Raw genomic sequence first — 14,726 nt, forward strand, 5'->3', positions numbered from 1 at the left:
ATTAATAAAATACTATTTATTTAATTTGAACTACTGCTATATATTATCATATACAACTAGATATTGCAACATTTAAAACTATGGGAGTATTTTTACTCCCATCCTATATAGTATCCTTATTACTTTTATTTATCCATACAATTAATATTATTCCTAGTATAATACCTAATAAACTTACTATTTGAGCAGTTCTTAAGCCCATAAACATTAAGCTATCAGTTCTTAACCCTTCTATAAAGAATCTACCTACAGAATATAAAATCATATATCCAGCAAGAACGACTCCATCCTTAGACTTCTTCTTTCTTAGAAGAATATAAACTAGAATTATACAAACTAGTATGTCCCATATAGATTCATATAAAAATGTAGGATGATAATAAGTTCCTTTTATCAACATTCCCTGTTGTATAAATTCTGGAAACTTACTTATAAACTCTTGAGATACTGGTCCACCATGAGCCTCTTGATTCATAAAGTTTCCCCATCTACCTATTCCTTGTGCTAGAATTACACCAGGCATTATAACATCTACATATTTTAAAAAGTTAACTTTTCTATACTTTCCAAAAATATACCCTGATATTAAAGCCGCTATAACTCCACCATGAATGGCCATACCACCATTTCTTATATTTATTACATCCATAAAAGAATGATAGTTTTGATATTCAAAAGCTACATAATAAAGTCTTGCTCCTACTATTGAAATTGGGAAAGTAATTAAAAAAGCATCTATTATTGTATCGTAGTTAAGGTCTTTCTTTTTAGCTAAAATGTATATTAATAGCATAGCAGCTAGAACACCCATTGATATTATTATTCCATACCATCTAATTTCTAAGCCAAAAACTTCAAAAGCCACTGGATTCATTCAATTTCCTCCTCTTCAATTCTTCTTGCTTCTCTTATTTTCAAAAAATGATGTTAATAAGTCGCTACATTTTTGATTATAACACCATTTTACATCAACTTTCCAATTAAAGATATCATAATCTAATAAATTAATAGTAGACCCACAAGCTCCCATATCCTTATTAAAGGTCCCAATAAATAATTTAGATATTCTACTTTGAGCAATGGCAGCTGCACACATAGGGCAAGGCTCTAATGTTACATACATATGACATCCCGAAAGTCTCCAATTATTTAATTTTCTACTAGCTTCTTCTATTGCCAATATCTCGGCATGAGCAGTAGTTAATTTCTTTTCTTCTTTTAAGTTATGTTGCCTTGATATTATCTCTCCATCCCTAACTATTACAGCACCAACAGGTACTTCTCCCTTGTTATAAGCCTTCCAAGCCTCTTCTATTGCAATATTCATATATTCCATATAAATGTTCACCTTAATTTAAAAATTCATAAAAGAATTTAGAAAACAAAAGCCTAAATCCATTTACACTATATAGACTATTATACATTAAATTTACAAATAAATAATGTAGAATTAATTTAAATTAATTTCTTTATATAAAAAACCTCTTATTTTAATACTATCTAAAAAAATATCATACTACTGTAACTGAAGATTAACTTCAAGAAAGTAATATGATATCCCCTAATCACTTAGGTAAATATTCTAACCTTTTTAATTCTATTCTTATCAATTTCTTCAACAACAAATCTAACACTATTAACCTTAACTTCTTCATTTTTCTCCGGAAATCTACCTAGCTCATCGATTACTAATCCACCTATGGAGTCAAATTCTTCTGATTCCATAATAACTCCTATTAAGTCTCCGATATGATCTAATCTTGCACTACCATCAACAATATACTCATCTTCCTTAACTACTATAATATCATTATCCTTCTCATCATCATATTCGTCCTCAATCTCACCTACTACTTCTTCAATTAAGTCTTCAATAGTAACTATACCAACATTTCCCCCGTATTCATCTAATACTACCGCCATATGATTTCTTGTTTTTTTCATTTCTTTAAATAATTCAGTTATCTTTTTAAACTCAAAAGTATAATAAGGCTCTCTCATATAATCAGATACCCTAAACTCTTCCTTGCTCTGAGATGCTATTATTAAATCTTTGACATTAAGTATCCCTATAACATCATCTATATTTTGATTATAAACTGGTATTCTTGAAAATTGTTCAGCTCTAATTATATTTATAACTTCATCATAGGTAAAATTATTATCTACAGCAACTACATCTACTCTTTGAACCATAACATCCTTTACCTGAGCATCTGCAAACTCAAAAACATTAAAAATCATTTCCTTTTCAACATCTTCAAGAACACCCTCTTCTTCACTAACTCCAACCATTGTCTTTAATTCTTCTTCAGTAATAAATGGTTCAGTTGCTTTTGGATCTCCGCCTAAAAGCTTTATAAATATACTAGATATAGCTGTAAATATGGCTATAAATGGTCTAAACACCTTAACTACTATATTTATAGGCTTGCTAACCTTTAATGCAACCACTTCTGATCTTTGTTTAGCTATAGATTTCGGAGTTATTTCTCCAAATATAAGAACTAAAATAGTCATTACTATAGTAACTAGTCCTACACCACTTTCTCCCATAGCCTTTACAGCAATTGACGTTGCAAGAGATGATGCCCCTATGTTCACAATATTATTACCTATTAATATTGCTCCTAATAACTTACTAGGGTCTTCAGATAACTTTTCAACTAACTTTGCTCCCTTAATCCCCTCATCCACCATATGTCTTATTCTAATTTTACTAAGAGCCATTAGGGCTGTTTCTGACATAGAGAAAAACCCTGACATAAATAATAATATTACTAATAATATTATTTGCCACGTGTAACTTTCCAAAATAATTCACACTCCTAAATCAAAATTTTTCTACTTACTACTATGCTATATAAGAAATAAGAATTTAAAAATATTAGATGTAATAAAAATTCAATAATTCAATCTATCATATTCTATGCAAATTCATATTTATTAACTACATTGTTATATATTTTCCTGATTTTAATCTTTTTCTTTCAAAAACTATTTTAATAAACTCATTAATTTTTGATGAAACATTATTATTTTTAGCATAAGTAATAAAAATTATATAGATTATTTCTAAACTCCAAGCAATTTTATAAAAAAATACCTAGCAAATAACTTGCTAGGTATTTTGGAAATTATGGTAAGTAGCTTTTAAAAGGATGCTACTATGAACCTTTTCTCTTTATTTATTAATACATATCATAAAGATATTTATAAATTCACTTTATTTTCCTCTTTCTAAGTCGTATACACTATTTTTTAATATTTTAAATAAAAAGGAGCTCTAAGGTATACTTAAAGCTCTCGAATCAAACAAAATTATCTTCTATTTTGTTGTTGCTTTCTAGCTCTTCTACAAGATACGCATCTTGTTGGCTCATTATCAAATCCTTTTTCCTTATAGAATTCTTGTTCTCCTACTGAAAATATGAATTCGCTTCCGCAATCTTTACATACAATTGTCTTATCTGTCATAAATATTCCTCCTAAAATTAAAGATTCTAAATTGATAATAATCTCTAATTTTTGAGAAATTATTTATCTAAATGAAACTTTTTAAACTTAGCTTTACGCTACCAATCTATAATATCATAGTATAGTATTTATTGCAATAGTTTTCTAAAATAAATTAATAAAAAGCTCTCAAACCTATTAAAATAAGTCTTGAGAGCTTTTACTGGTACCCCCAACAGGGATCGAACCTGTATCTGTCCCTTAGGAGGGGACTGTTCTATCCATTGAACTATGAAGGCCTAACTACCAAATAATTGTATAATAACATTTCCTATCTGTCAATATTGCCCATGTAATTTAAGAATATACAATATTTAATTAACTTTTCTATGTCCTTACTTTGTTATATACTTTATTTATGGACTTATTTTAAATTATTGAAAGGATATGGTTTGAATGATTAGATCTATTGTTTGGTATATAGTATTTTTTAGTACTCTTATTGTAAGTATTCCTGCTATGATAAGAACTAAGATGCTAACTAAAAAAGGATTAGAAGAAAAAAGAGATAAGCTTGTTTATAAGGTTACTAAAACTTGGGCCAGTATATTACTAAAGGTCGCTGGAGTTAAAGTAACAGTTCATGGATTAGAAAATATACCTAAAGATACAAATGTTTTGTATGTAGGAAACCATCAAGGTAACTTTGATATTCCAATATACATGAGTCAAATTCCTGGATTAAAAGGATTTGTATCTAAAATTGAAGTTAAGAAAATTCCTGGAGTTCGTACTTGGATGGAATATATGTATTGTGTCTTTATGGATAGAAGTAGTATAAGAAAATCTGGTGAAGCTATTATAGAAGGTATTAAAATACTAAAAAAAGGTCATTCTATAGTTATTTTCCCTGAAGGTACTAGAAGTAGGGGCGATAAAATGGGCGAATTTAAAGCAGGAAGCTTTAAACTTGCAACAAAATCAAAAGTTCCTATAATTCCAGTAACTATGAATGGATCTTATAGAATTATGGAATCTAATAAAAAGAAATGGATAGTTAAACCTGCCCACGTAGATTTATATATTCATCCTGCTGTTGAAACTTCTAACTTATCTAAAGAAGATCAAGATATACTTCCTAAGAAGGTTTATGAAATAATCCAAAGCGAACTTCCAAATTAAATAACACTACGTTATATATAAGTAAATTTATTTTCAAAACTCCTAAGGGAGTTTTTTTCTTTAGTTTTATATTGTTTCATAGGACCATTAACCTTTCCTTTATTGTTCCTCTATAATTCTTTCTAACTCAATTAACTTTTCTTGAATATCAGTATGATTTCCAGCATACCCTAATAACTTTTGACTTTTCCCAATTACTCTATGGCAAGGAATTATTATAGGTATAGGATTAGATTTATTTGCTTGCCCTATCGCTCTAACTGCTTTTTCATTTCCTATTGCCTTAGCAATCTGACTATAACTTCTTAACTCACCATATGGAATATTTAATAGTTCACTCCAAACCTTTTTTCTAAACTCAGTTCCGTCAATATCTAAAACTAAATTAAACTCTTTTCTCATACCAGAAAAATACTCTTTTATCTGTCTTATTTCTTCTCTACATATTTCCTTGCTTTCAATTGGTTTATATTTATTCTCAAGTTTAATCCAATTCTCCTCAATAATTTCTATACTTCTTAATCCCTTATCACTTTTAATAATATAAATAGATCCAATGATAGTATTTAGTTTATAAAAATATAATTTTTCCTTATTATCTTTCATTATTTAACTCCCTAAAAGGTTTACTTTTTGTTTTTTCGACATTTATTACAAATTTAATTATTTTATAAGAAATAATACGAGCATATTTTCTAATTATAGTGTATACTAAATTAGTTAACAAAAAAATGATGATTATGATAATTATAAATTATTTTATATAAATAGAAAGAGGATTTTAGATGAATGAAATTAAATTTAGTAACTTAGGGCTTAAGGATACCCTTTTAAAATCAATTAATGATTTAGGTTTTGAAGAGCCATCACAAATACAAGCAGAAGCAATACCTGTAGCAATCCAAGGATATGACCTTATAGGGCAAGCTCAAACTGGAACTGGTAAGACTGCTGCTTTTGGATGTGGTATCATTAATAATATTACAAAAAAGGATGGCCTTAGCGCTATAATCTTAGCTCCAACTAGAGAATTAGCTATACAGGTTAATGATGAGCTTAAGAGATTGTCTAAATATGACGACTTAACAATTCTTCCTATATATGGTGGAGACCCAATAAACAATCAAATAAGAAATTTAAAAAGAAATGTAAATATAGTTGTTGGTACTCCTGGTAGAATATTAGACCATATAAAAAGAGGAACTATAAAGTTAGATACTGTTAAGTTCTTAGTATTAGATGAAGCTGATGAAATGTTAAATATGGGCTTTATAGATGACTTAGAAGACATAATTAAGCAACTTCCAAAAGATAGGCAAACATTACTATTCTCAGCAACAATGCCTGACCAAATAAAAAAATTAGCAAGAAGATATATGAAACCAGATGCTAAACATATAGCAATAAAGAAAACTTCAATGACAGTTTCTAAGATTAGTCAAAGTTTTTTTGAGGTATCACATAAAACTAGATTTGAAGCACTTTGTAGAGTATTAGACTTTGATACTCCATCATCTGCAATTATATTCTGCAGAACTAAAAAAGGCGTTGATGAGTTAGTTGAAGGAATGCAATCTAGAGGATATGTTGTTGAAGGAATGCACGGAGACATGTCTCAAGCTCATAGATTAAGAACTTTAAAGAAATTTAAAGAAGGTTCGTTAAACTTCTTAATTGCAACAGATGTTGCTGCAAGAGGAATAGATGTAGAAGGGGTAACTCATGTTATAAACTACGATTTACCTCAAGATGTTGAAAGCTACGTTCATAGAATAGGTAGAACAGGTAGAGCAAATAGAGAGGGTACGGCTTACTCTTTAGTTTCTCCCAAAGAATATTCTATGTTAAAACAAATTAAATCAGTAACTAAGAGTGATATTTCTAGAAAGCCTATCCCAACAGTTAGTGATATATTTAGCAGTAAGTCAGACTCTATATTAGAGGATGTTGCAAATACTATTAATGATTCAGATCACTCAAGATTTATTCCAATAGCTAAAGAGTTAAGTGAAAAATTTGATAATATTGAAATTATTGCAGCTCTAATTAAAAGTAAATTTAATAGTGATTTACTTGAAACTTATTCAAACAATGTTCTAGAAGCACCAAAATCAGAGGATATACGTTTATTCTTATCTGTAGGTAGAAGAGATGGTATCACTCCTAAATCTTTAGTTAGCTTTATAAAAGAAACTGCTAAAATTAGACCAACATCTATAGGAGATATAGATATATTAGAAAACTTTTCTTTTGTAAACATCTCTCCAGATGTTAAAGATAAAGTTATTGATAAGTGTATGGGACGTAAACTTAATAAGAGAAAAGTTAATATAGAAATAGCAAATAGAAAAAGAAAATAATATAATATGCTTTTGCACATTTAAAAATTTAACAGTAAATACTAGAATAATTTTAAATTGCACATAAAAAGGACTGTTCTGAACAGCCCTTTTTATTTTTACTTACATTTATTATTTATACCATCATACAGGTACTTTATATATTCTGTATCTACTTTTTGCATTTCTAGCATCTTAATTCTATTTTCTACTTTACTTAAGCTTTCTCTTGCTTCTTCAAAGTCTTTTTGACGAATGCATGAACTTGAGTATTCTAATAAGTAATCTATTTTAATTACTAAGTCTGCTAAATCCTCTCTGTTATCATTAACTAAGTCAACCAATAAAGAATAAATCTTAGGAGAAGTATCCTTTCTTACACTACTAAGTAAATCATTGTTTTTGCTAGTTTTTCTACTCATTATCTTCACCTACCCTATAAATTTTCTATTTATTTTAATTTATATCATATTTTTATAATATACCCAATACATTTTATTGTATAAAAGATTAGGAGGTATTTTTTAATGCAAAAATATGTATGCGTTCCATGTACTTATGTCTATGATCCTGAATACGGTGATCCAGAAAACGAAATTGATCCAGATACACCTTTCGAAGACTTACCTGATGATTGGGTATGCCCTATCTGTGGAGCAACAAAGGATGAATTTGAAGCTTTAGAGGATTAAAAAGACTAAATACATATTATCTTACTAATATAAAATCATTTAAAACTCTTAAGATAATATGTATTTTTATATAGCTTCTATTAATATTTTAATCTCTATTATCATTTCCGATAATACTTAGATTTTTTTCCCCATAACTTCTCACATATAACATTAACTACTTAATAAACTGTCAAAATTATTAGCTGTTAAAATTAAGATGTCATCTTTCTGAATTACAGTTGATCCCCTCGGAATTATAACCTCATCATTACGTTTTATCATTACCACTAAAATATCCTCTGGTATATCTGACTCCATAATATTTTTATTAACCCATTCATTATTTTTATCTATATTTATTTCTAAAATTTTAGTACTTTTATCTTCCTTATAGTCATTGAAGGTCTTTAATACAGGGATATTATCATCAACTAAATCTAATTTTCTTGCCAAGATAGGAGTAAATGTACCTTGTAATGCAACTGAAAATAATGCTATAAAAAATATTATATGAAATATATCATTTTCTATATTTACTCCATATGTTACAGAATAGATTGCAAAAGCTATAGAAGCTACTCCCCTAAGTCCAACCCATGATATAAACAACTTTTCTTTATTTGAATAATTAAATCCACTTAATATAATAAAGTTTGCTAAAGGCCTTGCTATAAACATCATAAATAATGATATGGCTATAGATATGCCCAAAACTTCAGGCAACTTAGATGGGAATGCTAAAAGTCCTAAAGTAAAGAATAGACTTATTTGCATTATCCACAATATTCCATCAAAGAAATGAAATAAACTCTATAACACTCCTCTGAATTTTATTATATTATAAATATCTCTTGGCTGCAAAAGGGCTATACAGGTACTATAGCATATTTTATAACTTAAAATAAATGAAAAAGATCTATCTTTCTACAAATACAGTTCTCTTTAAAAATTAATTATTTAATTTTATCATATACTATTGGATCTTCAGATCCAGAAATTATTACTCCATTCTTTCTAAATATTTCTGTTACATACATCTTACCATCACATACTTTTTCTATTGCTGTAAATATTACTTCTGATGAAAAATTACTTTCACTTTCTGCTAAAAAGTACCCATCTTTTTCTTCAAATGTAATTGGAGTAAATTTCTTTGATAATTCTAATTTACTATAATCTATTACTAATTTATCATTTGCATTTATAAAATCATTATAATCTACATCAGTTGGTAACTCGTAAGAAGTTAAAACTACATCATTATCTTTGTTTAAAGTATACAAGAATAAATGATGTAAAGCTGTTTCATGCTCTCCATGGTTATAATAAGTTTCATCTATGGTAAAGTATCCATTAAAGTCTTCTGGAAGGTTTTTAATTTTATCATTACATATACCAACAATATGTTTTGCTACAGGAGTTCTAACTCCACCAGTTATAGCTTTTTCTTCCTTTAGTTGATTCTCATTATTAAATCTTCCGCATATATAATTTATAAATTTCTCTAGTTTCTTCATAATTATCACCTCATTCAATAAAATTTTTATTAAAAAACTACCTAGCGTATTCATATTTATATTTATATTATATCACTATTTACCGATATAATAGTTATTTTAAATACCAAAAATAACTAATTAATTCTTATTTAAAATGATTATCTCTTTCAATCTATTTTTCTTTAATTATTTTAATAAAAGAAACAAAAAAGTATTAAAATATCATATCTAGGTTCCGTCGCAAGCTCCAAGTCACCTTGCTATGATATTTTAATACTTCAAAACTTAAGGATGGAAATTATAAGCATGTTATCCACAGGGTAACATGCTTATAATTTCCTAAAAAGTAAAAAAATGATGACTTGTTATGCTCAACATGTCACCATTTTCTTATTTAAACTTAGTTATTAATTATTGCATCAACAGTAATTTGCATCTTCTTAGCTAACTCTTCATCCTTTAATAAGACCATTGAAATTAAGTCTAATAAATACATTGCAGAAAATTGACTGTTAATAAATTTGCTTCTATCCACAAACTTTGGATTATAAACTATGAATTTTAAATCTGAATACTTACTTATAGTACTTCCTTCAAAGCTTGTTATACAAACAGTTTTTGCTCCATTTTCCTTCGCCTTTCTAATAGAATGTACAACTTCTTCTGTCTCTCCTGAAATTGATAATCCAATTACTAAATCATCCTTTTTAATTATAGAACTATTAATTATCATCATATGGGAATCAGATATACAGTGAACATTAAATCCCATTCTTAAAAGTCTTTGCATCATTTCTTTACCAGTTAATCCAGAGCTTCCGACACCATAAATATAAATATTTCTAGCCTTTTTTATCTCGCTGACAACTTTCAATATAGACTTTTTATCTATTAGCATTTTAGTTCTTTCTATAACTTCATTATAGTATTGATAAGCATAAGAAAATATCTCATCTTCATCAATTATTTTTTCTGCCTTATTAGAGCCAAGCATAATCTTCATATCAACGAAGCTATTACATCCTATTTTCTTTGCAAATCTTGTTATTGTTGCACCTGAAGTTCCTATCTCCCTAGCTAAATCTGTTATATTTATATTCTTAATACTATCTGCGTATTGCATTATATAATCTGCAATCGCTTTTTCTTTATCAGAAAAACTATTATATATTCTTTGAATCTCACATAATATATCCACTTTATCCCTCCAAAATAAGTGTATGTAATATTTTAACTGTATTTAGGATATCATTAATTAAATATAAATAAAAGAGGTAGAAAAAATTCTACCTCTTAGAAATTACAATGCTTTTAACACTTCATCATTGAATTTTTTAGTTATTAATTGTGGTCTTGTTATTGCACTACCAACTACAACAGCATAAGCACCCTTTTCTAAGGCTAATCTTGCTTTTTCTGGAGTATCAAAATTTCCTTCTGCTATTATTTTTGATTTACAATCTTTTAATAATGCTTCTAAAACTTCAAAATTATTCATTCCTTTAGAATGCTCTGTATAACCAACTAAAGTCGTTCCTACATATTGGAATCCAAGCTCTCCAGATCTTAATCCCTCTTCTATAGTAGATACATCTGCCATAAAGTCTTGATTTGGATATTTTTTGAATATTTCCTTTAAAAACTCCTCATCTTGATCTATCGTTGCATCTAATGCAATTATATCTACTCCAGTTTCAACTAAAGCATCAATTTCCTTCATTGTTGGAGTTATATAAGGCTTCATGTTATCATAATCTATCTTTATTATCCCTATTACAGGTAAGTCTACCTCTTTTTTTATAGCAACTATATCTTCAACACTATTTGCTCTTATGCCTATAGCACCACCTTCCTTAGCAGCCACAGCCATTCTACTCATTATATATGAGCTGTGTAGTGGTTCATTTTCTAGTGCTTGACACGATACTATTAATCCTCTATTTATCTTTTTCACTCTTACTAATCTCTCCCTATAATTTCATTAATTTTTTGTTTTAACGGGTCTGCCTTAGCTCCAAATATAGCTTGTATTCCTCCTTTAACTTCTAAAACTGCAGTAGCTCCTAAAGATTTAATCTTATCTTTATCAACTTTTTTAACATCTTTAACTGCCACTCTTAATCTTGTAATACAAGCATCTACATCTTCTAAGTTTTCAACTCCACCAAGTGCTACTAAAATTTGTTCTGCTACTTCATTTAAACTATCTTTAGTAACAACTTTAACTTCTTCTCCTTCAGTTTCTCTTCCTGGAGTCATTACATTAAATTTAGTTATTAAGAATCTAAATGTGAAGTAGTATAGTGCAAACCAAATTACGCCTACTATTAATACGTATATCCAGTTTGTTTTTTCATTTCCTTGTAGAACACCGAATAAAGTAAAGTCTATTAATCCACCTGAGAATGTATTACCAATTGATATATTTAATATATCTGCAATGAAAAATGATAATCCATCAAAGAATGCGTGAACTACATATAACCATGGTGCTACGAATAAGAACATAAATTCAATGGGTTCTGTAATACCAGTAACAAATGAAGTTATTGCTGCTCCTAAGAATAATCCACCAACTAATTTTCTTTTTGCTTTAGGTACACAATGATACATAGCTAAGCATGCTCCTGGTAAACCAAACATCATTGTAGCAAAACGTCCTGCGAAGAATCTTGTTCCTTCTGTAAATAACCCAACATGATTTGGATCTGCTAATTGAGCAAAGAATATATTTTGTGCACCAGTAACAGTTTGTCCCGCAACTGTTGCAACTCCACCTAATTCTGTATACCAGAATAATGGATAAATCATGTGGTGTAAACCAACTGCTCCAGTTAATCTTAATAAGAATCCATAAAGGAAAGTTCCTATTGGTCCTAGTCCTGCTATTGCATTACCTGCTGATACTAACCATCCTTGGAATGTTGGCCATATTAAGAAGAATATTGCTCCTATAAATATAGCTGCGAAAGAAGATACTATTGGTACGAATCTTGATCCACCAAAGAATCCTAAAACTGATGGTAATTGAATATTTCCATATCTGTTATGTAAGTAAGATACTGTTAAACCAATTACTATTGCTCCAACAACACCTGTATCTATTGACTCAACTGCCGGATTAAACGCTGTAATCATTCCACTAATAGCAGCATTCATAACTAAGAATGCTACTGCTCCTGCAAGTCCTGCAGTACCCTTGTCCTTCTTAGCTAACCCAACTGAAAGACCTATACACATGATAAGTGATAAATTTGAAAATACAACATTTCCCGCTGAAGACATAATTGAGAAAATGCCTTGTAACCAAGAAACATTTAAGAACGGATATGCTTGTACTGTATTAGGATTTGATAATGCTCCCCCGATACCTAATAATAAACCAGCAGCTGGTAATATTGCTATCGGTAACATAAATGATTTCCCTATTTTTTGTAGCTGTTTAAACAAGATAATTCCCCCTTCGAAAATATTTTTCACTAGTTGATTTAAATAAAAATAATTTTCTTCTGAATACATTTACATATTATCATGAAAATTATTTCTATTCAAGTATTTTTTTAAAAATTATTTTCATCGCATTCTTATCTATTTATAAAACCCATATCTCTATTTTTAATACATAATTTAATTTCTATAACTTGATATAATTGGATGAATAAAACTACTGCTTACTCCTAATTATAATGATATAATAAATAATTTTATTGCGAGGTATTTTTATATGAAAAAATATATGCATTTTACTTTACGTATTATCTTAGTAGTTCTTTGTGTATTCTTGAATTTAGCTCATTATCCTAAAGCATTATCAGACTTAAACCTTTTAGAAGACTATCCTAATAACAACACTTTACCCAATCATTTTCGTAAGTCAACTGATGAAGTCTCTGAATTGTCAGATATGGATATTAATTTAAAAGGTCTAGATACATTAAATATATCAGGAAGTGGACAATTTTCAGAATCAGCGCTTTCACTAATAAAAGATTCTATATCAAAGGACTTTAAAATAATAGATATTGACTTAAGACAAGAATCTCATGGGTTTGTAAATGGTATAGCTATTAGCTGGGAAAATCTAAAAAACAATGCTAATAAGGGATTGAGCTTATCAGAAGTTTTATATACTGAAAATACACTTTTGAACTCCATTAAAATTGGATCTCCAATAACTTTTTATAATACAAAAGAAACTATAGTTCCTAAATATGTTCAAGATGAATTGGCACTTACTACTTCCAAGAAAATAGGCTATCTTCGTATTCCTGTAACAGATGGAAATATGCCTACTGAAGATATGGTAGATTACTTTATTAAGTTTGTAAACAATCAACCTAAAGATACTTGGCTCCACTTTCATTGCAAAGAGGGAATAGGTAGAACTACCACCTTTATGATAATGTATGATATTATGAAAAATTATAAAGAGGTAAGCTTAAATGATATTATTAAACGTCAAGTAATACTATCAAAAATGAAAGAAAAAGATGCCGAAGGTTTCTACAGTGGTCATCATTTTAAATTTCTAAATAATTTTTATAATGATTATACTTCAAAAAATACTTCTGTTATGAATCATGAGAATCTTAATAACTCATATGATTCTTATATAAGAAACTCTGTTATCCCCAAACACTTATATGTAATATCTAATACTAATATAAATAAAGAAGAGCAGGATATTATTTCTGCTCTTCAAAGCATTATGTCAAAAAAATCTAATTTGCAAATCTATCTTCTCAGTAATGATGAGCCTGATTACAAACTATCTTCTACTATTTTGCATATTTAACTATTATATCTCTTAAAGTATTAACTACCTCTATTCCAGCCTTATCATTATAGTATTTTGCAAATCTTTCATCTGCCACATACATTTCAGCTAAGCCAATATGAGCTTCTTTAGAGTAACTATTCCAAGTGAATCCAAGCCATCTTTTATGATTTTCATATACGTCTCTAGCAGTTTTTGAATCTAAGTCTCCATTCTCAACTACTTCTAATAATCCCTTGAAAATTTCTTCTTCTATTTTATTCATTTCATTAAAATCTTCTTCACTCATATTCATAAACTTTTTATTAGAAGCTTCAATAGTTTCCTTGCCATATTTATCTCTAATTTCTTTCCCATACTTTGCTTCATTTTCTTCTAAACGCTCTTTCTTAAATCCTTGGAACTTCTCTTTATTAGACATACTTCTTTCCCCTTTCTTATATTCAATAGTTTTTTCTACAGTTAAAATCAATTGATCAAGTTGATTTCTTCTAGAAATAAGGCCTTTTCGATGTTCAATTAATGATTTGCAAATATCAAAGTTAGGATTAGATATTATATTTTGAATTTCATCAAGGCTAATATCCATAGACCTATAGAGCAAAATTTGTTGTAATATATCAACTTCTTTTTCTCCGTATATCCTATATCCTGATGAATTAACTCTACAAGGTTTTAACAATCCTATTTCATCATAATATCTAAGAGTTCTAGTACTTACACCTGCCATCTCAGCTAGCTTCTTAATTGCATATTCCATCTTTATTCCTCCTTATAAATTAATGATACACATTTACGC

16 protein-coding genes, 1 tRNA gene and 1 pseudogene are annotated in these 14,726 nt (G+C 28.5%); 4 read left to right on the forward strand and 14 right to left on the reverse strand.

Annotated features, from left to right (window positions below; translation table 11 throughout):
- Positions 1–103: 103 nt before the first annotated feature.
- The 5 genes from lgt to ACQPUY_RS13630 all read right to left on the reverse strand — a co-directional run bounded on the left by lgt (position 104) and on the right by ACQPUY_RS13630 (position 3,755).
- A complete protein-coding gene (lgt, locus tag ACQPUY_RS13610) occupies positions 104–874 on the reverse strand; it encodes a prolipoprotein diacylglyceryl transferase (protein ID WP_430841841.1) in 771 nt (256 codons plus the stop codon).
- A 15-nt stretch (positions 875–889) separates the two neighbouring features.
- Positions 890–1,336, reverse strand: coding sequence for a nucleoside deaminase (locus ACQPUY_RS13615; RefSeq protein ID WP_430841843.1), 447 nt, complete (start codon positions 1,334–1,336; stop codon positions 890–892).
- A 233-nt stretch (positions 1,337–1,569) separates the two neighbouring features.
- Positions 1,570–2,814, reverse strand: coding sequence for an HlyC/CorC family transporter (locus ACQPUY_RS13620; protein ID WP_430841845.1), 1,245 nt, complete (start codon positions 2,812–2,814; stop codon positions 1,570–1,572).
- A gap of 507 nt (positions 2,815–3,321) precedes the next feature.
- The gene (locus ACQPUY_RS13625) at positions 3,322–3,477 is read right to left on the reverse strand and encodes a zinc-ribbon domain-containing protein (RefSeq protein ID WP_430841847.1); all 156 of its coding nucleotides are present in this window, start codon (positions 3,475–3,477) and stop codon (positions 3,322–3,324) included.
- A gap of 203 nt (positions 3,478–3,680) precedes the next feature.
- Positions 3,681–3,755: transfer RNA gene (locus ACQPUY_RS13630), tRNA-Arg, on the reverse strand.
- Positions 3,756–3,912: 157 nt separating this feature from the next.
- On the opposite strand from ACQPUY_RS13630, the gene ACQPUY_RS13635 reads away from it, so the two are divergent.
- Positions 3,913–4,638 carry a lysophospholipid acyltransferase family protein gene (locus tag ACQPUY_RS13635; RefSeq protein ID WP_430841849.1) on the forward strand — a complete coding sequence of 242 codons (726 nt, stop codon included), beginning with the start codon at positions 3,913–3,915 and terminating at the stop codon, positions 4,636–4,638.
- A gap of 99 nt (positions 4,639–4,737) precedes the next feature.
- Here ACQPUY_RS13635 and ACQPUY_RS13640 read toward each other — a convergent pair whose 3' ends face one another.
- Positions 4,738–5,244: a methylated-DNA--[protein]-cysteine S-methyltransferase gene (locus tag ACQPUY_RS13640; RefSeq protein ID WP_430841851.1), complete on the reverse strand. Its 507-nt coding sequence runs from the start codon at positions 5,242–5,244 to the stop codon at positions 4,738–4,740.
- Positions 5,245–5,423: 179 nt separating this feature from the next.
- Between ACQPUY_RS13640 and ACQPUY_RS13645 the strand changes: the two genes are divergently transcribed.
- Positions 5,424–6,998, forward strand: coding sequence for a DEAD/DEAH box helicase (locus tag ACQPUY_RS13645; protein ID WP_430841853.1), 1,575 nt, complete (start codon positions 5,424–5,426; stop codon positions 6,996–6,998).
- A gap of 98 nt (positions 6,999–7,096) precedes the next feature.
- Here the strand turns inward: ACQPUY_RS13645 and ACQPUY_RS13650 are convergent, their stop codons facing one another.
- On the reverse strand, positions 7,097–7,399 hold the full coding sequence (locus ACQPUY_RS13650; protein WP_430841855.1) for a hypothetical protein: 303 nt from the start codon (positions 7,397–7,399) through the stop codon (positions 7,097–7,099).
- Positions 7,400–7,504: 105 nt separating this feature from the next.
- Here ACQPUY_RS13650 and rd point away from each other — a divergent pair, with 105 nt between their 5' ends.
- Positions 7,505–7,669: a rubredoxin gene (gene rd / locus ACQPUY_RS13655; protein WP_430841857.1), complete on the forward strand. Its 165-nt coding sequence runs from the start codon at positions 7,505–7,507 to the stop codon at positions 7,667–7,669.
- 153 nt (positions 7,670–7,822) lie between these two features.
- On the opposite strand, the gene ACQPUY_RS13660 is transcribed toward rd, so the two are convergent.
- The 6 genes and pseudogenes from ACQPUY_RS13660 to ACQPUY_RS13685 all read right to left on the reverse strand — a co-directional run bounded on the left by ACQPUY_RS13660 (position 7,823) and on the right by ACQPUY_RS13685 (position 12,600).
- Positions 7,823–8,104: a TrkA C-terminal domain-containing protein gene (locus ACQPUY_RS13660; protein WP_430842101.1), complete on the reverse strand. Its 282-nt coding sequence runs from the start codon at positions 8,102–8,104 to the stop codon at positions 7,823–7,825.
- Between the two features lie 3 nt (positions 8,105–8,107).
- Positions 8,108–8,440 (reverse strand): annotated as a pseudogene (locus tag ACQPUY_RS13665) (cation:proton antiporter); the annotation flags it as partial.
- Positions 8,441–8,604: 164 nt separating this feature from the next.
- Positions 8,605–9,168 (reverse strand): hypothetical protein, encoded by a 564-nt coding sequence (locus ACQPUY_RS13670; protein WP_430841859.1) that lies wholly within the window; start codon positions 9,166–9,168, stop codon positions 8,605–8,607.
- A 382-nt stretch (positions 9,169–9,550) separates the two neighbouring features.
- Positions 9,551–10,348 carry a MurR/RpiR family transcriptional regulator gene (locus ACQPUY_RS13675; protein ID WP_430841861.1) on the reverse strand — a complete coding sequence of 266 codons (798 nt, stop codon included), beginning with the start codon at positions 10,346–10,348 and terminating at the stop codon, positions 9,551–9,553.
- Between the two features lie 102 nt (positions 10,349–10,450).
- A complete protein-coding gene (locus ACQPUY_RS13680) occupies positions 10,451–11,104 on the reverse strand; it encodes an N-acetylmannosamine-6-phosphate 2-epimerase (RefSeq protein ID WP_430841863.1) in 654 nt (217 codons plus the stop codon).
- A gap of 5 nt (positions 11,105–11,109) precedes the next feature.
- Positions 11,110–12,600, reverse strand: a complete 1,491-nt coding sequence (locus ACQPUY_RS13685) for a PTS transporter subunit EIIC (protein ID WP_430841865.1) — start codon at positions 12,598–12,600, stop codon at positions 11,110–11,112.
- Positions 12,601–12,874: 274 nt separating this feature from the next.
- Here ACQPUY_RS13685 and ACQPUY_RS13690 point away from each other — a divergent pair, with 274 nt between their 5' ends.
- Complete coding sequence (locus tag ACQPUY_RS13690; protein WP_430841867.1) at positions 12,875–13,945, forward strand: fused DSP-PTPase phosphatase/NAD kinase-like protein; 1,071 nt, start codon at positions 12,875–12,877, stop codon at positions 13,943–13,945.
- Here ACQPUY_RS13690 and ACQPUY_RS13695 read toward each other — a convergent pair.
- Positions 13,929–14,687 (reverse strand): MerR family transcriptional regulator, encoded by a 759-nt coding sequence (locus ACQPUY_RS13695; RefSeq protein WP_430841869.1) that lies wholly within the window; start codon positions 14,685–14,687, stop codon positions 13,929–13,931. The two genes, ACQPUY_RS13690 and ACQPUY_RS13695, sit on opposite strands and share 17 nt — an antisense overlap.
- Between the last annotated feature and the right edge of the window lie 39 nt (positions 14,688–14,726).

The organism is Clostridium nigeriense, from assembly GCF_050585245.1.
Classification (GTDB): domain Bacteria; phylum Bacillota; class Clostridia; order Clostridiales; family Clostridiaceae; genus Clostridium; species Clostridium nigeriense_A.